Source organism: Legionella cincinnatiensis (assembly GCF_900452415.1).
Taxonomy (GTDB): domain Bacteria; phylum Pseudomonadota; class Gammaproteobacteria; order Legionellales; family Legionellaceae; genus Legionella; species Legionella cincinnatiensis.
Window position 1 is genome coordinate 2,605,721 of sequence record NZ_UGNX01000001.1, and the last position, 20,087, is coordinate 2,625,807.

A 20,087-nucleotide genomic window follows, 5' to 3' on the forward strand; every position below is an offset into this window, starting at 1 on the left:
TTAATTAGTACTCACTCACACCCTTACTTAAAGATTCTTTACCGCCATCGTCCTCTTTATCCGGCAAAAAACCACCTACCTGAGCATCCCATAAGGTTTTGTATAAACCCCCAAGCTTTAATAGTTCAGTATGTGTACCGTCCTCAACAATATGCCCCTTATCGAATACTAAAATACGATCCATATGGAGAAGGGTTGATAAACGATGAGCAATAACCAAAGTTGTTTTTCCCTGCATCAACTCCCAGAGACTCTCTTGAATGTTAGATTCGGTGATGGAATCCAACTGTGAGGTAGCTTCATCCAATATTAAAATTGGCGCATTTTTTAATAGAGCACGAGCAATTGCTATGCGTTGGCGCTGACCTCCCGAAAGCTTAATCCCACGCTCGCCGACCAAAGTATCATAACCTTCTGGCAAAAGATTTATGAACTCATGAGCATGTGCTTTTTGGGAAGCGATAATCACTTCTTCATCAGAGGCCTCCAATCGTCCATAACGTAGATTATCCATTAAGCTGCGATGAAAAAGCGTTGGGTCTTGTGGAATCATCGCGATGGTTCGTCTTAGACTTTCTTGAGTCACCGCAGATATGTCCAGACCATCAATCAGAATTTGACCATCCACAACATCATAAAGCCGTAAAATTAAATTCACAAATGTTGATTTGCCACTTCCTGAATACCCTACCAAGCCAACTTTCTGACCTGCTGCAATCGTCACTGACTTATTTTGAAAAAGAGAATACCCACCGTGGTAATGAAATTTAACTTTAGAAAACTCAATTTTCCCTTGAGTCACTATTAACTGAGAAGCTTTATTTTTATCTTTAATCTCATGGGGTATCACTAATGCTTTTAAACTTTGTCTCGCCTTACCCAATGCTTGGTTAAACTGATCTACTTGATACATGGTATACCACATCATATGGCCTAGCTCCATAGACAATCCAAGAATCAAAGCAAAATCACCTATACTCACAAGACCTTTGCCATACAGGTGGATTAAAGCAAAAGAGGCAAACCCCATCATTACCGCAATCATTCCACCTTGTGCACAGCATAACAAAACAATAAAGAGCTCTTTTTTTTGAAATGCCTGTTGCACCAAATGAAAAAAACGATTCATCCGTGCTACTTCATATTTCTTTTGTGAAAAAATACGTACATTCGATTGGTTAGCCAAACTATCGACCAATTGTCCCGAAAGCTGGGATTCCGAACTTGCATGATCATCAGACAATTGGACTAATCGTGCCGACATCCAAATACTAAACGAAGCAAAAGCAAGGAACCAAAATAATAAAATATAAAAGAACAATGCATTCACGGAATAAGCGGTAATAAATGATACAACCAAGAGTGAAGCACCCCTAAGAAAATCCACAGACACTCGATGCAAAATAATCTCAAGATTATCAGCAAGTGTTTTGATTTGATCAGCGATCCGCCCTGATAAATTATCTTGAAAAAATTGCGTACTTCCTCCTAACACATATTCAAAAGTTTGGCTAATAATTTGGTTTTTAATACGTGCTTCGTATTTATAGTTCAAAAAACCAAGCGTTCGCCAGGTCACGTTGTCAAAAATAATAAAGTTCAACACCAATAATCCAGCTATCCAATATAAAGAGAACATGTCCGGACTCGTTTTTACTGCTAAAGTATTGATGAACGATTTAATTAATAAACTATTAAATGGCCCCCAAAATCCAGCGCCTAGAGCAACCAAAATAAATAAAATAACTACAGCTTTATACGGTTTTAAAAAATACCTAATAAAACTGCCCAAATGATTCGGTAAACAATTAGTGTTCATAGTTCATTACCTCTATGTACCTCATTAAAACGGTGTATTTTCCCTTGGTAAATCTGATACTTGGTTTCAATGTGAATGGATTCTAAAAAATCATGATCATGGGAGATGACGAGCATTGCCCCTGGGAAGTCACGTAATACCTCAATAATATGAGTGCGTGCTTCTAAATCTACATTGTTAGTGATCTCATCTAAAATAAGTAATTTAGGAGGAGCTGCAGCAATTAATGCTAGAGAAAGTCTTACTTTTTCACCTCCCGAAAGATTTGTGACCTTTATTCCTACTTCTTCATTTTTGCGAAATAAAAAATCATTTAAATGGGCACGAATTTCAGGATGAGAAGCATGCGGCATTTTGCATCGCATTAAATCAAATACAGTTTCTTCGGAGTTTAAATGCTGATAATGCTGATCGAGGTATCCTAAAGTTGTACAGTCAGGCACCCTCCATTCACCCGTCCTATTAATTTGCGGAATACCCAATATCGCTTTGACAAAAGTTGACTTACCTGATGCATTATCTCCATACAATGCAACCCGTTCGCCGCCACCAAGGTGAAAATTAATATCATCCAGAATCAAGTTTCCATATTCATAACCAATAGAAGCATCTTGAATTCTTATCAAGGGCTTATGATGCTCCAAACCGTTTAATTTAAATTTGTGCTGGATAACCTCAGGTTGATAGAGAGAGGAAAGCTCATCTAGCAACTGTTGTTTCTTATAGTTAATATGATTTAGCCTTTTATCTCCCGCTGTAATAGCCTTAGCCAATTTAGTATGAGAACGAATCGTTGGCCACTTGCGTTGTGCTATTTTCTTCTCACCTTGAATACGTGAACGTTTAGTACGTTCTTGTTCTTTCATTAATGCAAGATGCGCCTCTTTCTTTTGTCGTGAAAGCTTTGCTAACTCGTGATCGAGGGATGTTTTTCGCTCGGTAAGCAATCGCTGATAATCTAAATAATCGCCTTTAAAAACAGTGACTTGCCCTGAATCAATATGCCATAAGGTATCTGTGACTGCATTGATTAACTCCGTATCATGAGAAGCGATAATGAGTGTTCCAGGATAGTGTTCGAGCATGCGTATTAAAGAACGGCGATTGTGGTGATCCAGATGATTTGTAGGTTCGTCTAACAAAAGTACATTAGCATGTTCGGATAAAATTTTTGTCAATAGCTGGTTTAGCTTTTGACCCCCACTTAAGGTTGGAAAACCTTCAATCACTTGAGGTAAATAGCCGAAATGAACATCCGGTGGCACTTTAATGTCACCTTGAGAAGGCAAACAAAGACCGCAGAGCATCTTTAATAATGTTGATTTCCCAGATCCATTACGACCTATCAATGTAATGCGATCACCAAAATGGATTTGGCTACTAAAGGCTTCAAAACAAGCTTTGTGTGGATAGATAAGACTTATGTCTTTAAATTGAATCGGTTTATGGTGCATGATTTACTCTTAAGCATGTCTTTTAGGACAATAAAAAAAACAGAAAGTCAAAAATGACTTAGTTCACTTTGCCCTATAGATGGGCGCACTTAAGATGTAATTTTCATGACGCCTTAACCTACCGTTGTAATGGGTAAAAAAATACCATTATTATTTTAAATTAAAATAATAAAAAATGTCAATGTTGTAATCCAAGTTTTTTTAGCTCGCCTTGCTCGTTACAGAACAAAAATTTAATTGCAAAGTCATTTGTTACTGATGCGATAAAATTTGCACATAACTCCATGGCCCAAATCCTCTTTATAATAAGTCATATTACATTTTTCCATGACTCGTTGGGACGCTTTATGCTCTAAAGGTGCAAATGCAATAATATATTCTGCATCAATATGATTCTTGCTCCAATCAAGTAACGCGCTCAATGCTTCAGAAGCATATCCCTTCCCCCAAAACTTGCGAGCAAGCAAATAACCTACTTCTATTTCTCCCGTTTCTAGGGGACCAAAACCACATCTTCCCATAAACTCTTGGGTTAATTTATTCCAAATCACAAAGCAGGGAAGCCCATGTTCTCGATAAAAAGCCATAAACTCCTTGATTCTTTGTTGCGTTTGTTCTCGAGTTTGTACGCCTTCAGGGAAAAATTTCCTCACTTCTGCATCCCTATTAAGCTCAGCAATGTGATCGAGATCCGTTTCATTCATTAAGCGTAAGATCATTCTTGGTGTTTCAAGTTGAAGTGGCATCGGTTCATAATAACGATTAATGAACAACTCTTTAAATCCAATTTTTTGATAGATACTTAATCCTGTCACTGAAGCTTCTAAAAAACATTTGCTTATCTGGAGTGTTTTAGCAAAATCTATTGCCGCATGAATCAGTTGGGTTGCATAACCTTTTTTTTGATAAGCTGGGGTTGTAGCGAGATCATCAATGCGTGCATGATGGCCACATAGAGATAAAGAAAGAGAGCACACAGGCTCCTCTTCTATAAAACCTGAAAAATGATATAGTTTTGCACTGGATGCAGCAGCAAGCTCATGTTTTTTTCTATAAACATCAGTTATCTCCATTGTAGATTCAAAACCATAAAGCAATGGAAGGCTCCAGACACTTAAATCACCAACCATTTCTTTAATCACTAACGAGGACTCAGACTTTGGAAAGACCATCGAGTCGATTAAAGCCTCCATAGCAATCCCTTTTTCAGTATATTTAAAATTAAGCGATTGCAAATGTTTTTCCAGTTCAGGCAGATACGAATATTCTGGAAGTACTAAAGACCACGATAATTGTTTTAGAGTATAAAAAGAATGACACTGCAGTAAAGTATTTAAAAATTGCGCATCTATTTCTTTTACAATTACAGGATTCAAATGCGAAGTAGGCACGCTTGTAGCGAACGCAACCATTTGACCATAATTAGCTTGAGCATCGCTAATCAAGGAAAAAAAATGATGCTCGGCCTGGTGAAATTCATGAAACTTAACCATCATCACTTTGCTTGGAAGTAATTATAATGAAAATCGATTATATACTCTTTATCTAATTAATAATATTTTTGTTTACAATTCTACTTCGCCAATTACTTATTCTCATCCAGCCCCTCTATTTTATATTCCAAATAAGCATACAAAGCTCAATAAACCTCTATTTAAAAATAAAGGATGCAACACGCGCTGTAGGAATATTATTAATGTACTCTTCTCGGATGAGTGCCTTCGCACGCTCATTATCAAAAACCTCTTTGAGATCCATAATTTTTCCAGCGGGAATATGTTCGCGATGTAGAATTTCGAGAAGTTTATCGCTTTGCAACTTCTCTGTTTGTGCCACAATGAGTGAAGCAAGTCTTTCTCGGTTTTTTACTCTATTTTGATTGTTGCTAAACTCATCTTTTTCCAGAAGATCTTTTAGCCCTAGAACCGTACATAATTTTTTGAAATGCCGATCAGAACCTATTGCAAAGATTATATGAGCTCCATCTGCAGTACGAAACAATTCACCATATGGAGCGATGTTTGGATGTATTGAGCCAATACGTTGTGGTATCTGTCCAGTCATTAAGTAATTGGATGCTTGATTCACGAGACTACTAACAGCTGCATCATAAAGAGAAACAGTAACCACTTTACCTTTACCGCTTTTTTCTCGCGCATAAAGTGCAAGAAGAATCGCTTCTTTCAGATGATGAGCCGCAAGCACATCGATTAGAGCGACCGGCATTTTAACTGGACCGCTATCACAAGTCCCGTTCATCGACATAAAACCACATTCACCTTGAAGAACCAGATCATAGGCTACCCGATCACTTTCCTCACCGTAACCATTTATTTTTCCAATGATTAGACGTGGATTAATATTAAGAAGATGCTCGTCTTGTAGTTTTAGCTTTATTTCATCTCCTTTCTTAAAATTCATGATTAAAATATCAGCTTCTAAAATAAGGTTAAGAAAACAAAGATGGTCTTCTTCTTTGGTAAGATCTAAAAACAGATACTCTTTTCCAAAATTAACGCTTGCAAAATAGGCTGAAATATCAGAATTGGAGTCTTCATCCGGGAGTTTCCATGTTCTGGTAATATCTTTATGAATAGGATGTTCGATTTTAACAACTGAAGCACCTAATTCAGCAAAAAAAGTACCTACAGAGGGCCCCGCAAGAACCGAACTTAGATCAATTACTTTTAAGTCCTTTAACATAGGTTAGTCTTCCAAACAAAACATCAATTATATTACGAGTTTTTATATTGAGAAGTTCCTAAAAATTATTTTCAAAAAATGGAACATTTTTTGGGATATTAGCGTGAGTTTTATTGAATTAAAAAAATAGAATAATTAATTAAAATAACCTAATATTATAAAATTGATGTAGAAAAATATATTATCAAAAATTAATCGCAAGTTTCGGAACTCATTGAGAATTCTAAATGTCGAGATCTCTATTTTTACTGGTACAAATTATATGCATAGTAACTGGCATTGTCTTTCTTTTCATTGCTTTTAATATGCTTCGGCCCAAAGAAAAAGAACAAAAACTCATTCAAGATCAATTTTTATTTTATTTAATTCTGGGACTTTTTTTCATCTTCTTCACTTTTTTACTGGAATATTTTGGATGAAAAACTCACTCCCCTTTCAACATTGATTTGATGAGAAAATATTATGAAACAGGTCTTATCATGAGAACAATAGCTTACCTCAAACATCATGCAGAGTGTATTCCAGAGCTTGCCAAAATTTGGCATGAAGAACTAGGACAAATTTGGATTCCTGATGTACCTATTTCGCGCGTAGAAGATAATTTACACAACCATTTAAACACAAAACAATTACCACTTACCTTCGTTGCTTTTGATGAGCAAAAACCTGTTGGAATGTGCTCATTACGAGTCAATGATGGCATTCGCCCTGAATTAACGCCATGGCTCGGTTCTTTAGTGGTTTCAAAAGCGTACCAAAAACAAGGTATCGCAACACAGCTTATTAGTAAAACCAAAGAGAAAGCACAAACATTAGGTTTTAAAAATCTATATCTTTTTGCTCTTGATCCAACGATTCCCGAATATTACACGCGCCTTGGTTGGCGTAAAATTGGAATGGATAAATTTAAAGAACATTCTGTAACGGTTATGGAAATAATACTGTAAAAATTTGCCATGAAGCCAACCTTACAAACCAGGCATGCATAAAAATCCTTTGCTTAATCTCCGCAATCACCGAAAAAAGGGAAGATATAACCGTTATTGCAAGCAAATTAAAACTTTTAGGCAATGAATTTTTAAAAAACTTGATGCTTAAGCACCTCCTCATTGACTTAAGGAATTTGTAGTCGCCCTTACGAAAGCTCGGATCCGCGTTGATGGAGGCATAATGCTCCTATAGAAATGGATTTTCGCTTTCGCGAAAATGACATAACCCTTAAGTCAATGAAAGTGCTTCTTAACCCGAACGAAGTCAGATAGACTCAGATCGAATCAAAGCTTTATCCCTAGCTCACGTTAAGTTTAAGAATCTAAAATACTTTTAAGCCAAGCTTTTGCCTGGGAACTCACCTTAGCATCATTTAAAGCAATTTCGTATATAGAATTTTTGCGTGAACTCTCTTCTCCATACATATCTACAAGCATTGCATTCCAAAGAGCTAATACAGTTGAAGAAGGTTTTTTTCCTACTTGCTCAAGAATCCCATAAATCCGGTCTCTCCAATAAGCATCCATCGCTTTATCCATCCATGATACAATTTCTGGTGTCAATCCAACCTCATCAAGACCTTTTCCTTCTCCAAAGCCCTTTTCAAATTTCTTGGTCCTTAAATGGGCGTATTTTTTACCATAGACTCCATTAACCCAATCCATAATCTTCTTCCCTAAATCAATACCGAACGCTGAATCAGGGTCTTGTTTCAGATTATTTTTCACCGCTTCTACTAACTGCTGCCAATTGTTTTCAAACGCTTCTTTTTGCTCAAGCGTTGTATTCGCTTTTAGTTCTTTTTCAAACTCAATGTACTGCTTTAGTTCATCAGGAGTAAATATTTCCTTAACCCAATTATGTTCCAGATGCTCTGTCATTTTATACACCTCTATCAATTGAATAATGGTTTCCCATGGAATGGATTGATTGGCATCAACAGAATCAATAATACTTCTCAAAGTCTTGGCTCCCTCAAGGAAAACAGCTGCTTTTTGCTCAAGCACTTGAACTTGACTGTTAAAATGTTTGAGGGCGCTGCTTTCTTCAGTAAGTAAGGTTTTAATTTGTGACAACTCAAAGCCAAAAAACTTCAAAGCGATAATCTGTTGTAATTTCAATAAATCCTTCTCAGAGTAAACACGATACCCATTAGTGCGTCGTAACGAGGGCTTAAGCAGACCTATACGATCATAATGATGCAGTGTCTGCACTGAAACACCCGTTAATTTGCTTAAATCTTTTACGAACCATTGAGTCATCGTATTTCCTCCTTAAATACAAATCTAAGGTATATAGCAACAATAGGGTCAAGCATTGTTAACACTTTTTATTTAGAACTGGGCTCCATATAAATGCTACGCATTTTACGAGATAACGTTGGTTTAGGGACATAAAAAGCATAGAAATGCCTTTTATGTCGAATCCTCGTTAATTATTTTTCCAATTCATTAATCAGGTGAAATAATTGAATCAGTGCTTCATTTCGCGCTTTTAAACCCGCAAAACTTTCGTTACAGTCCGTGATATGGTTGACAAAGGTAACTTTGCGATTATCTTTTTCAATCCAGCCCACAAACCATCCCTGTCGTAAAGATAGTTTTTGATTTTTGTCTTTTGTTAACTGTTCTCCAGTTCCCGTTTTTCCATACAGTTTCCAACCACCAGCTAATTCTTGGATGTACATAATGTCCTTGGTCATGTCAAAAGCCCTTTGGCTCACAGGTAATTTTCTAGTGACCATTTTTTGCAGAAACTGCATTTGTTCGGTTGGTGAGATGGCAAGCGAACTTGAAAGCCAAGCGTGAGTTAATCCATTATTTTGACCTTTGTCACCCGAAACATCCTCATTACCGTAATGAAAAGCATCAACATACTCCTTAAATCGCTTCATGCCTAATTGTTGCGTAAGTACTTGGGAATACCAAACACAAGAATCTCTCATCCAAGTATGCGGATTTTGAGGATATTTCCATACATTGAGATAAAGTTCATACTCTTTTTTATAGGGCCATTCAGGATGAAAAGCATCTTTTAATATTCCTGCATCAAAACCCATAAGGCTCAAGACAATTTTAAAAGTTGATTGTGGTGCATAGCGTTGATCGCAATCATTACCTTCGTGTTTTAATACAGTCTGATTTTCTCGTGCTAAAAAACAGGTTTTTTGAGCCCAAGTACTCGTGCAAAATAATAGTGTCATACCTAGAAGTATACTTATTTTTTTCATAACAACTCCAACATCATTTCAATTTATGGCGATATGGATACAGCAAAGATACCGTACCCATCAATGGCTTATCAATTCATACTATTCAGGCTGTTAATCGCGACCTTACGAAAGACAGGAGCTGCCAATTCGCCACCGGAAGTCAATAGCTTACCTTTGTTATTTAAGTGACCTTCTTCAATCAAAACTACCATAGCATAACGTGGAGCATCAGCAGGAACATACCCAGCAAACAAAGCAAGATGTTTCTCATTATTTTCAACCACTGTTCCTGTCTTCCCTGCTACAGCAATACCAGGAATTACTGCAAATTTCCCTGTACCATTAGCAACAGCGTTTTCAAGCATATGATTGATTGATTTTGTGGTCGACTCTGAAATAACGGGTGTATCTGCTTTATTAAATGGATAGCCGTTATGAGCAAGAATGGCATAGGATTTTGTCAACGATTCAATAGTGACAGGGAGATTTTCACCAAGTGACGCCCTAGCTAGTTGTAAGTCATCACTTTGATTTGCTTGCCACCAACTGTCTGCATCAAAACCAAATTCAGTGAGTTTTTGACGGATTACTGGTGCTCCAGCTTCCTGAGAAACTTTGATAAGACAAACATTAATCGATTTTTCAATCGCCTCTGTCAACGAGGCAGAATTCACATTGGGATTATAGTTGGTAAATTTTTTACCTTCTATATAATAAGGTGAGTGACAATCGTAATTCTTTGTTTCAGAACTTACCCCTGCATCTATGGCTGCGGCTGCAATAAATGGTTTTATAGTCGAGCCGGGCGAAAAAATACGAGACATCCAACTTTTATCTTTATTATTGCTTGATTCAGCAAATGCAATAATAGTGCCCGTCTTTGCATCAGCTATGGCAATAACTCCAGATTTGGCGTGATATTGTTTGACGGCCGCGTTAATTTCTTTCATTGCAATTTTTTGCATTTTAGGATCTAAATGAGAAGTATCCACTGCCTTTGCCTTGGTACTGGTCAAAGAACCTGCTGCTGAATAAGCGACACATATAGGCGCTAAAATGGAAAACCCTGCAAATGCTATTCCTACTAATAGAGATCTAGATGCACGGGGTGGATAAGACGATAACATTGAAATTCTCCTTATGATAAAAGTACAGTCTTCGTTTTTTTTGTCCATAGCCATACCCACCGTGCATGCAATTTTTCGGTTAGAAGACAAAGAACATTGAGATACTGTCTGCACTACCTCCAACAGACAGTGGCCATAGTCATATGGTGAAATTTTTGGGTAGCCAACCAATACTTCATCACATGAAAATTCTTGTAATTCGCATAAAACCCTGCGCCATCGCGTAACGCCTGGATTTGCAAAGAAAATAATAGATAAGACCTCAATAAAATAGGCCCATAAGCAATCGCCATTACGATGATGTTGTCCCTCATGAGCGATTGCAATCTGCACATTTTTAGAAGAAGAAAATAAAGATACTGGCAATACAATATAAGCTTTATTCAATAAAAATACTGAGAAAGGAATATGACAGCGGTGAGAAACTTTAATAACCAGGTTACCAGATGTTCGATAAGGTATTGCCTCGGCTATCATTACTCTTAAGTGATATAAACCTAACCATAGCCGATAACCACGAACCAAAATGAGCAAACCCAATATTATCAAAAAAAGTTGAAGATAATTGATGTTGCTCGTTGCAAAAACCGATGCTGACTCTCGAATAATGCTTAAGGGCTCTGCCTTTAATATAGGTTGCTTCGCGTATTCTTGCACCGCATCAAATGATACATAGTTAAATCGTTCCATTTTTTGAGTAGTATTTATACATTGAACAATTAAGGGAGAAACAATACAACTAACTAATAAAAAACGCGCCAGTTTAAGTTTAAAGGAGGGTTGATTGGTTAACCAACGAGTTCCGATGATCCATGAACTAACCCAAAGTAAGCAATGGATGCTCAATAAAATTTCTATGAATAACATTACTGCTCCTCTGTTTGTTTTTCGGCAGTAATTAATTGTTTCAGCGCTTCTTCTATGGCGTGAATGTCATTATCTTGTAACTTCTTGGCCATCAAGAGTCTCTGCACAAGCGCTACTGGCTCACCATCAAAAACATTAGTGACCATATGTTCAATACACCTACTTTCATACTCAGCCTTTGTCACAATAGGGACAAAAATATGGGCATAAGAGTTTTTTTGACACCCCAGAAATCCTTTTTGTTCAAGTACTTTTACTACTGTTGCTACAGTAGTATATGCCAAAGGCCTTTCTTTAGATAAATGTGAAACAACCTCTTTAATCGTTACTTTATTAAGACTCCAAATAATATTCATTAATTCAAGCTCTACCTCGGTAAGAAGACGATCATGAGCAAAAGTGTGTGGTCCTTTTTTTGGGGACATTTTTTCTCCAGAAAATGAAATGAAGTTACTCTACTATTTTTTTAGTAGATCCTACTATAAAAATAGTAGGATTGAAATATCTCTATAGAAGAAATGTAGTCATCCGTTTTGGTTTAAAATGAGATGATTATTTATTAATCAATTTTGTTTGACGAGGCCACGCTTATGAACCACACTTTTAAAATATGAGCGATATAAAATCACTGTTTTAAACTACAGCCCATGATAAAGAAATTAAGAGTATTAAATTAACATGAGTTATGGATAAAAAAGCGGATTATTCCCCCTCAGTACGTTCGGGCTGAGGAAGCGCAAAGCGCTGTCTCGAAGCCTTAACACGAACATACCAAGGCTTCGAGACGATGCTAATGCATCTCCTCAGCCCGATCGGAGTCAGGTAGACGCTGGTTCTAATAAAATCTTTATCCATAACTCACGTTAAATTAAGTGAGGTTATTGCGCATGTAAAAATATTGGCTGAAGCAGCAAGGTAGCCATACAAAATGGTCATCCCTTTGTAATTGAGATTACGAGAATCACCTTGGCACATAATGGTAATGACAAATGTCTTTAATACCTGGATTGAAGCTGATGAAATTAAATTGATAACTAGTGACTTATATATAATGCCTTCTAGGAGAACAGCAATGTCCTTGCTCAAGTTAGAAAGTGAATGCAGAAATCTTAAAGAAACAATTATTGAGTTACGTTTGAGATTAGAGGCTATCGATTTGGAAGCAAAAAAAGAACTTGAACACGAACGCATGAAACAACATCAAGTTATTAATCAATTAGAAAAAACTATTATTGGGCTTCGAATGCAATTGGAGAATCTTGCTTTGCAAAATTTAAGAAAAACTGAAGAAATTGTGAAAATAAAAAATGATGAAATTCATCAATTACAAAAAACAATTAAAGAAATGAGAGTTTTATTAGAGAAAAACTTGGTTAAGTAATCCTTAGACTATAGCTAAGAAAAAGACGTGGGGTGACTCCTATTTTTCTGGAGAAATAGTATGAATAATACTCTATCTATTAAGAATATGAAATCAAAAAATTTCTATAAATTGCTATTTCAAATTTATCGAGATACCGGACATACCTCCAGCCTTAAAGAAATCTTAACCATGCTCATTGATGTAACTTCCTGCGTCATTGGTTGTGAACGAGGCACGATCTTTCTAAATGATCAAGAAACAGGTGAACTTTATTCTTTTATAGCCCAGGGAGACCTAAATTTTGAGATACGAATCCTCAATAATTCAGGTTTAGCTGGTTGGTCGTTTACACATAATGAATCGCTTTGCATTACTCATCCTGAACTTGACGAACGACATAATAAAAATATTGATAAAATTACAGGTTTTAAAACCAAAAATGTCTTATGTGTCCCCTTAAAAAATATGGAAGGAAAATTACTTGGCGTAACGCAAATGTTGAATAAGATTGATTCGGAGTTTAATGAGGCTGATGTGCAAATGGTCGAAGCTTTGACTGAACATGCAGCTATGGCGATTCAAAATAAATTGACAATAGAACAAATTGAAGAATCACACAAACGAGACATGCATTTATTAGAAACTATATCAACCGTTTCTACAGAAATTAATCTTTCCGCACTCTTAGAAAAAATAATTGACACCATAACCTTAGCTTTGAATGCCGAACGAGCTACCTTATTTATTAATGATGATAAAACACATGAATTATATACAGAATCGAGTATTGGTTTAAATAAGATGGAAATTCGGTTTCCTAATCATTTAGGAATAGCAGGTTCCACATTTATGACAGGCGAAATAATCAACATTCCTCATGCTTATGTAGACCTTCGTTTTAACCCTTCTTTTGATAAGAAAACCGGTTTTTTCACCCGGTCAATACTATCAGCTCCAGTTAGAAATAAGAGTGGAAAAATAATCGGAGTTACCCAGGTTTTAAATAAAAAGCACGGAGAGTTTACTGCTGAGGATGAATATCAACTAATTGCTATCAACTCACAAATTTCAATTGCTATAGAAAACGCTAAGTTATTTGAAGAAGTTCAAAATATAAAAAATTACAACGAAAGTATCTTAGAAAGTATGACGAGTACCGTCATTACCCTTAATGAGACTAATCAGATTGTAACTTGTAATAAAGCTGGAATGAAATTATTACATTTATCTGATCCTGAAGAGCTAGTTCTTAAAGATGCTTCCTTTCTGTTCCAGGATGATAAAAACAATTTGATTGAACGAATTATGGCGATAAATAGTCATGATTCACAATTAAATCATGATACTTTAATGGATATAGAATTGAATATTTTAGGAACCAAAATTACAGCTAATATCAACATAGTTCCATTAATCAGCGTGAATAAAGAGCGTTTGGGTGTGATTATGATTATAGAGGACATCAGCTCTGAAAAACGTATGAAGACAACGATGTCGCGTTATATGAGTTCTGATTTGGCAGAAAAATTGCTGCAATCCAATGAGTTTTCTCTTGGCGGGACTAATACTCTTGCGACGATTCTATTCTCAGATATAAGAGATTTTACCTCGATATCTGAATCACTCGGTGCTGAAGAAACAGTTAAGGTATTAAATAAATATTTCTCACTAATGGTCGATTGCATTCATGAAGAAAGTGGCATCTTGGATAAATTTATTGGTGATGCCATCATGGCTGTTTTTGGTAATCCTTTCCCTCATAAAGATGATCCTGATCGCGCTGTTCGGGCTGCTATTGCTATGATGAAAGCATTGAATCATTTCAATCAGAAACGCAATAAAAGAGGCTTAATACCAATCAAACATGGCATTGGTATTAATACGGACATGGTTGTTGCAGGAAATATTGGTTCCGATAAGCGAATGGATTTTACGGTAATTGGTGATGGTGTTAACCTGGCTTCACGAGTAGAAGGTTTATGTAAGTACTATGGTGTCCATATTTTAATTAGCGAATTCACTTATCAACAATTAAAGTCTACTTATAGAACCAGACAAATTGATAAAGTTATTGTTAAGGGGAAAGCAAATCCTGTTTCAATTTATGAAATCATTGATTTTCACGATAAGCACTCATTCCCAAATCAGATTGATGTTTTGAATCATTTCAACAATGGGATTGAGTTTTATAATGAGGCTTTATGGGATAAGGCCATTTTATCGTTCCAGAACGCTTTAATGTTATACCCTGAAGACAAACCATCTCAACTCTATATTAAACGCTGCAAAATACTTAAGGAACACCCCCCTGAGCTAAACTGGCAAGGGATATGGAAAATGAAGACTAAATAGAGCCCAAATATTTAGTACCTAAACTTGATCTAACAGTAACTTTTTGAAAAAAGTTACTGTTAAAAACTATATCTTTGAAAAAGAGGTTTATTTTCTTCTGATGCATTAGGAGCAAATTGTTCTTGTACAAACCTAACCTCTTTTTTAAACTCACTCAGTTTGGCGTGTAGGGATTTATCATAGCCCTCCTCACCTGCTTTGTGTCTGGGCGAGAATTGGCTAAGCCCATAATTTATTTTTTGAAACAAATTCTTAGTGCTACTCTCACAAGAGTTTTCTTGATATACCTGCAAGGTAGTTTGCAGCTCATTAAGGTAGTCTTGTCTTAACTGTGCTTCGGTTTTATAACCAATGCATCCTAATGCAAAAGAGGCGATGGAGCTTATAAAATCCCTGAACCAGAATGTGTTTGCCCGCTCCTGTAGATAATTATCAAAAATAGATTTGGCTCCAAAGTATTTTGCTCCTAGACTTGTTCGAGCGTTATCAAATTTGATTTCCTTCTTAATTTCTTTCTCGTTATAATTTTTCTTAAACTCATCCAGATTAGACTCTAAGCTTAAAATGAGATTCATTTTTCCTTGGATTTCAGAATCGTCACTATTATGAAGTTCCTCTAGAGCAGTAACAAATTCACTGCTCTGAAAGTTTATAATATCGGTGTAAAATGCTTGTTTTACTTTGGCTGCCCTCTGTGGCAATTCATTATATCTTTGGATGAGTATTTTATATTCATCAATTACTTGGTTTAATTGCTTCAAAATATTTTGCTTGTCCTCTTCTCTTTCAATTTCATCAAAAAGAGAATTAGGGGCGTAAAGGCTACTAAAGAAATCAATTTTGTCATGCATTTTGAGTATTGATGCAAGCTCTTTTTGTACGGTAGGATCGTTATTTTTACGAATCTCGATTAAAGAAGTCCCCAATTCTCCATTTGCAAAAACATCAATCTCTCGTAGTAATTTTCTTCGCGCTAATACCATGTCAGGTTTGCAGGCTTCAATTCTCTTGACAAATCCGGAGTAGATTTCATTAATTTTTATCAATTTTTCTAAATGCTCTATGGTATTTCTTACTTGAGTAAGCTCTTGAAGTATTTGAGCAGTTGCACCAAATTTTTCTTTCACGATAGCATTTTGGGACTCACTAATGGCGGTCATACGTTCTTTTATCTGACCTTGTAATTGGTTAATTTCTTCATACAATTGCTTTCTATCAATAGAGCTGTAACTTTCAATTAAAGCTGCTTTTTCTAACAATAGAGCACTATTAATTTGAATTTCGGCAAGCTCTTTGAGTATCGGTAGTGCCATTTGTTGGTCTGCAACTTTAGCCTTCAACATTGAGTATGTCGCGTTGAGTCCTTTTTCTTCCAAAGAGCCATACAGTTGTCTTTTTAATATTTGCAATTCTTGATGCAACTCACGACTAATTTTTGTAGGAGGTACTGTGCTTAGAGCAAAAGAAAAAACGTTTTCCCATTCCTTTTCTAAATAGAGAATACTAGATTCTACTTGCCTCACCAATTCATCAACCGATTTTTCTTTGGGAAGGGCTTTGCTCATAAAATCGCTAATCGTTCTAAGCTCCTCTTCACGATCTTTTATTTGTGCTATTAGATCTTCATTTTTAAGCTGAGAAAATTCTTTTAATGCCTTATTAAAGCTTATTTCTTTTTCTTCAATATCAGTAAGTGCATAGTCAAGCTTAAGAATATCTAATGCGCAAACCGCTTGGCTGTTCGATAATTGAGAAAGGTGATGAGTCAATTTTGCTTTCTCAAATGACTGTTTTGTCTGTGCATATTCAGTATTCCAATCTTCTAATTTTTCATTTTTTTCAGCTTCTAATTTTCTTTGCTCAGTTTGCAGTTGCGATAACCGAATTTCACCTTCCTGTTTTTGGGGAATAGCCGTTTTATAAGACTTTTGTAAACTCCAAAGATTATTCTCTGGAATCCATATACTCTCCGGCTTATTCTCTGTACCAGCAAGTTCTTTTTCAATAAGTTGAATTTTGTCTTCGATATACTCTGACGTCGTTGACAAATCATATTCCAAATCGCTTTCTGCCAGAAAAGAAGTATTATGATTCCAGTAGTCCGTTAAACGGGTAAAGTTCCAACCACCCCATGAATTTGCATGTTCTTCATTGGCATAGAGTTGATCAAAAAATTGCATTAACGCCGGTGAAGAAGTACATTCCAAATAGTTAATTAACTCGTTTTTAGGAATTTTAGCAGAAGGAATATAAAGTTCTGGGCTTTCATCCAAATCCTTCTTAAATTGTATTAATTTATCCTTAGCTGCCCTTAAAAATTTCTTGCGCTCTGCTTGCTTTTCTATAAGGTTTTCGATTGAGCGTGTTTCATCTTCAATTGCCTTTTGAGTGTCACTCATATTTTCTGCTATAGATTTAAGGGAAGAATCATAAGTTTGAATAATACTCGAGGTCTCTTTAATGTATTTCTGATAGTGTAGCGCATCTGCAAACTCAGATTTATTTAGCTTAATTTGAGAGCCTTGTAACTCTAAGAATGTTTCTTGAATACGACGAGTGGATGTGGTTAAAGCCTCGTCTCGGTTTAATTTGATCAAACCTCGCTCCAAGCTTTTCACTTCAAGGGTTGCTTTTTGTATTAATTCTTTAACGGCATTAATTTGGTACTCCATTTCTTGAATTTGAGGTAATAATTTTTCTTGTTCACTCCTACGAGCTTCTATAAAAATTCCTTTAAAGCGGGAATCATTAGCCTCAGAGGGCAAAGGGTTTCCGTTTTGATATTGAAAATCTAAATCTTCTTTTCGTTGGATCAATTGTTGTAGATAGACATCAAGCTCTTTGATGGCAACAGTATAGGATTCTTTATCAGCTGCTAAGCGATTAGCAGCTGCTTTTTCCTGCGATAAAATAACATTTAAGCTTATTGCAGGAAATTCGCCCCCAAGAGAAGAGGGCTTTTCAATAGTAGATAATACCCTATGACCTTTTTTTAATTGTTCGATATATTGTTGCAATAAAGTAACCTCTTTAATCTGTGTGTGAAGTACTCCTGTTTCTTCATTAACGAAATCTGAAATCATTTCTCGGTATAAATCAGCATCCTTAAGAAGATTATTCCCTGATTCAAAATATTTTAATAGATTACTTCCAATATCCGCATTATATAGTTCGCCTGCTACATTTATATCATTAAACAATCGCATCCACTCCGTTTCTGCCATCACTTGATCATGAATAGCTAAGGCATGAATAAATGACGATGTATTAATTGAATGAGGAAGATTCATTTGTTTATTTTCTTCATTCCATAGCTGATTAAATTCATCAAAATTTTGCTTTGCTACTCTTAGCTCATTAAGCATTTCCTCCATAGCCTTATGCATTTTTTTGAGTGTTTCATGATATTCTTCCAGCTGTTGGGTGTCAGTAGGTAACCCTTCGTTTATCATCTGACTAACCTTCAAGAAAAGCTGCTGGGCTTCGGTATTTTTATTCGTCAAAATTGTCGCTTGATTTATCCAGAGCTTCCTTCTTTCATTTTTAACTTGTAAGTAACCCACACTTTCTTTAATTTTTTCAGGACTGGAATGGAGCTCATAAATAGTGAGTCGTTTGTCCAAGATTTCTTTCAAGTCCGTCAAAAGTTGTTTGGCGGGCTCTCTCACTTCTATAGTTTTCACCATCCAAACACTTTTAGGAACTTGGCTTAGTATTTCTTCGCTCAGTGCTTCTTTTAAAAATTCTTGTAAGGCCTTTCCTATTTGATAGGTTTGTTCATCAACAATTTTTGGAACCCAGGTGTATTTATCCAAAAAGCCAAACGATTTAGTAAGCGTTTTAATATTCGTTATCGCAGTAACATACCCGCCTTTACTTGCATTTGCAATATTAAAAACTGCCTGCAAAACTTGATTTGAATATTCTTGTAATTGCTCTGGGGTTGCAACAGGCTTAGATTTCGATGGGTTATCTGGCCAAAGATTATGATTTACAAGGCACTGATCTGAAAGCTCTTCTCTGAAGAGAGCCGTGTTGATGACTAATGGACTTCCCTTATTAATCTCTATTAATTTCATTTCAAGATTTTTTATTGCATCGAAGATATCACTCATTCTGTCACCTTTCGTATTTAATCAACGGATGCTCCCTGCTTCCTTAAGTCTCAATATTTGATATTATACATTAACCACTATCATAATTCCGTGTTATTTGTCACCATATTGCGCAAAAAATAATCACAAATACTGTGCATATCAACAGGGTGAATGACAATGATTCTTGTCCCTACACTTTTAGCACTGCAGGAGTATCCCGCCTAGATAAGAAAATGCAACTACCAGAGTCCCTGCAATTATTCTAAATTTTGCTATAACTATAATAGGAATTGATAGACACTTAGATACTAAGCCAGGAGCGGTTATGGAAAACCCAGAATTAATAAATCGGTATAAAATGGATATAATGGATGCTTTGTATCATCGCAGAGCGGTACGTCATTATTTATCTAAGAAAGTAGATTCTGAAATTATCCATCAGCTCTTAGATGCAGCAATATATGCTCCTTCAGCACTTCATGAAGAGTCCAGAGGGTTTGTAGTCATTCAGAATAAGTCTTTATTAGATCGTCTTTCAGAAAGCGCCAAACAATTAACAATGGATGAAAAAAAGAAAAAAATAGACTTACAAGAAGAGCATATTTTGCAGGTAGTGCAACAAAAAGAGTTCAATGTCTTTTATAATGCATCTACTTTAATTGTTATATGCGGTACCTTTAAAGGAAAATTTGTTAGCGCTGACTGCTGGCTAGCCGCTGAAAATTTAATGCTTGCTGCCCTTACTTATGGCCTTGCTACTTGTGTTATTGGTTTTTCAGTTCCTGCGCTAAATTTGCCGGAATGGAAAAAAGAGTTAGGGATACCTAAAAAAATGACCGCTATAGTTCCAATTATTCTTGGTTGGCCATCAGACCATACATTACCGACTCCTCATAAGCCTCCCTTAATTCTAAACTGGAAATAGCAGCAACAGTCATAGGATGTAACTAAATCGGTATGACATTGATTTAAAAATGAAAATAAAGAATTAAAAAAAATAATTCAAATGCATCTCTTTTAATGCAAAAAATGAACGTATTTTGTTTATTTTTATATTAAATAATGCCTATAATGGTTCATTGTGTCATAATATGGGGCAAATA

13 protein-coding genes are annotated in these 20,087 nt (G+C 35.9%); 4 read left to right on the forward strand and 9 right to left on the reverse strand.

Annotated elements, in window-relative coordinates; translation table 11 throughout:
- Positions 1-4: 4 nt before the first annotated feature.
- From DYH34_RS11715 to DYH34_RS11730, 4 genes are all read right to left on the reverse strand, one after another.
- A complete protein-coding gene (locus DYH34_RS11715) occupies positions 5-1,819 on the reverse strand; it encodes an ABC transporter ATP-binding protein (RefSeq protein ID WP_058465670.1) in 1,815 nt (604 codons plus the stop codon).
- Positions 1,816-3,273, reverse strand: coding sequence for an ABC-F family ATP-binding cassette domain-containing protein (locus DYH34_RS11720; RefSeq protein ID WP_058465669.1), 1,458 nt, complete (start codon positions 3,271-3,273; stop codon positions 1,816-1,818). The genes DYH34_RS11715 and DYH34_RS11720 overlap by 4 nt, the downstream gene beginning before the upstream one ends.
- A 245-nt stretch (positions 3,274-3,518) precedes the next feature.
- Positions 3,519-4,769 carry a GNAT family N-acetyltransferase gene (locus tag DYH34_RS11725; protein WP_058465668.1) on the reverse strand — a complete coding sequence of 417 codons (1,251 nt, stop codon included), beginning with the start codon at positions 4,767-4,769 and terminating at the stop codon, positions 3,519-3,521.
- Between the two features lie 154 nt (positions 4,770-4,923).
- Positions 4,924-5,976 (reverse strand): CaiB/BaiF CoA transferase family protein, encoded by a 1,053-nt coding sequence (locus DYH34_RS11730; protein WP_058465667.1) that lies wholly within the window; start codon positions 5,974-5,976, stop codon positions 4,924-4,926.
- A gap of 479 nt (positions 5,977-6,455) precedes the next feature.
- On the opposite strand from DYH34_RS11730, the gene DYH34_RS11740 reads away from it, so the two are divergent.
- On the forward strand, positions 6,456-6,923 hold the full coding sequence (locus DYH34_RS11740; protein WP_058465861.1) for a GNAT family N-acetyltransferase: 468 nt from the start codon (positions 6,456-6,458) through the stop codon (positions 6,921-6,923).
- A 357-nt stretch (positions 6,924-7,280) separates the two neighbouring features.
- On the opposite strand, the gene DYH34_RS11745 is transcribed toward DYH34_RS11740, so the two are convergent.
- From DYH34_RS11745 to DYH34_RS11760, 4 genes are all read right to left on the reverse strand, one after another.
- Positions 7,281-8,228, reverse strand: coding sequence for a MerR family transcriptional regulator (locus DYH34_RS11745; RefSeq protein WP_058465665.1), 948 nt, complete (start codon positions 8,226-8,228; stop codon positions 7,281-7,283).
- Between the two features lie 173 nt (positions 8,229-8,401).
- Complete coding sequence (blaOXA, locus tag DYH34_RS11750; RefSeq protein WP_058465664.1) at positions 8,402-9,196, reverse strand: class D beta-lactamase; 795 nt, start codon at positions 9,194-9,196, stop codon at positions 8,402-8,404.
- A 71-nt stretch (positions 9,197-9,267) separates the two neighbouring features.
- Positions 9,268-11,172 carry a M56 family metallopeptidase gene (locus DYH34_RS11755; RefSeq protein WP_058465663.1) on the reverse strand — a complete coding sequence of 635 codons (1,905 nt, stop codon included), beginning with the start codon at positions 11,170-11,172 and terminating at the stop codon, positions 9,268-9,270.
- A complete protein-coding gene (locus tag DYH34_RS11760; protein ID WP_058465662.1) occupies positions 11,172-11,597 on the reverse strand; it encodes a BlaI/MecI/CopY family transcriptional regulator in 426 nt (141 codons plus the stop codon). The genes DYH34_RS11755 and DYH34_RS11760 overlap by 1 nt, the downstream gene beginning before the upstream one ends.
- A gap of 647 nt (positions 11,598-12,244) precedes the next feature.
- Here DYH34_RS11760 and DYH34_RS11765 point away from each other — a divergent pair.
- A complete protein-coding gene (locus DYH34_RS11765) occupies positions 12,245-12,553 on the forward strand; it encodes a hypothetical protein (RefSeq protein WP_058465661.1) in 309 nt (102 codons plus the stop codon).
- Positions 12,554-12,613: 60 nt separating this feature from the next.
- A complete protein-coding gene (locus tag DYH34_RS11770) occupies positions 12,614-14,887 on the forward strand; it encodes an adenylate/guanylate cyclase domain-containing protein (RefSeq protein ID WP_058465660.1) in 2,274 nt (757 codons plus the stop codon).
- 59 nt (positions 14,888-14,946) lie between these two features.
- Here DYH34_RS11770 and DYH34_RS18415 read toward each other — a convergent pair whose 3' ends face one another.
- Entirely contained in the window at positions 14,947-19,002 is a 4,056-nt protein-coding gene (locus DYH34_RS18415; protein ID WP_238589539.1) for a coiled-coil domain-containing protein, read from the reverse strand.
- 307 nt (positions 19,003-19,309) lie between these two features.
- Between DYH34_RS18415 and DYH34_RS11780 the strand changes: the two genes are divergently transcribed.
- On the forward strand, positions 19,310-19,909 hold the full coding sequence (locus DYH34_RS11780; RefSeq protein WP_058465659.1) for a nitroreductase family protein: 600 nt from the start codon (positions 19,310-19,312) through the stop codon (positions 19,907-19,909).
- The last annotated feature ends 178 nt before the right edge of the window (positions 19,910-20,087 follow it).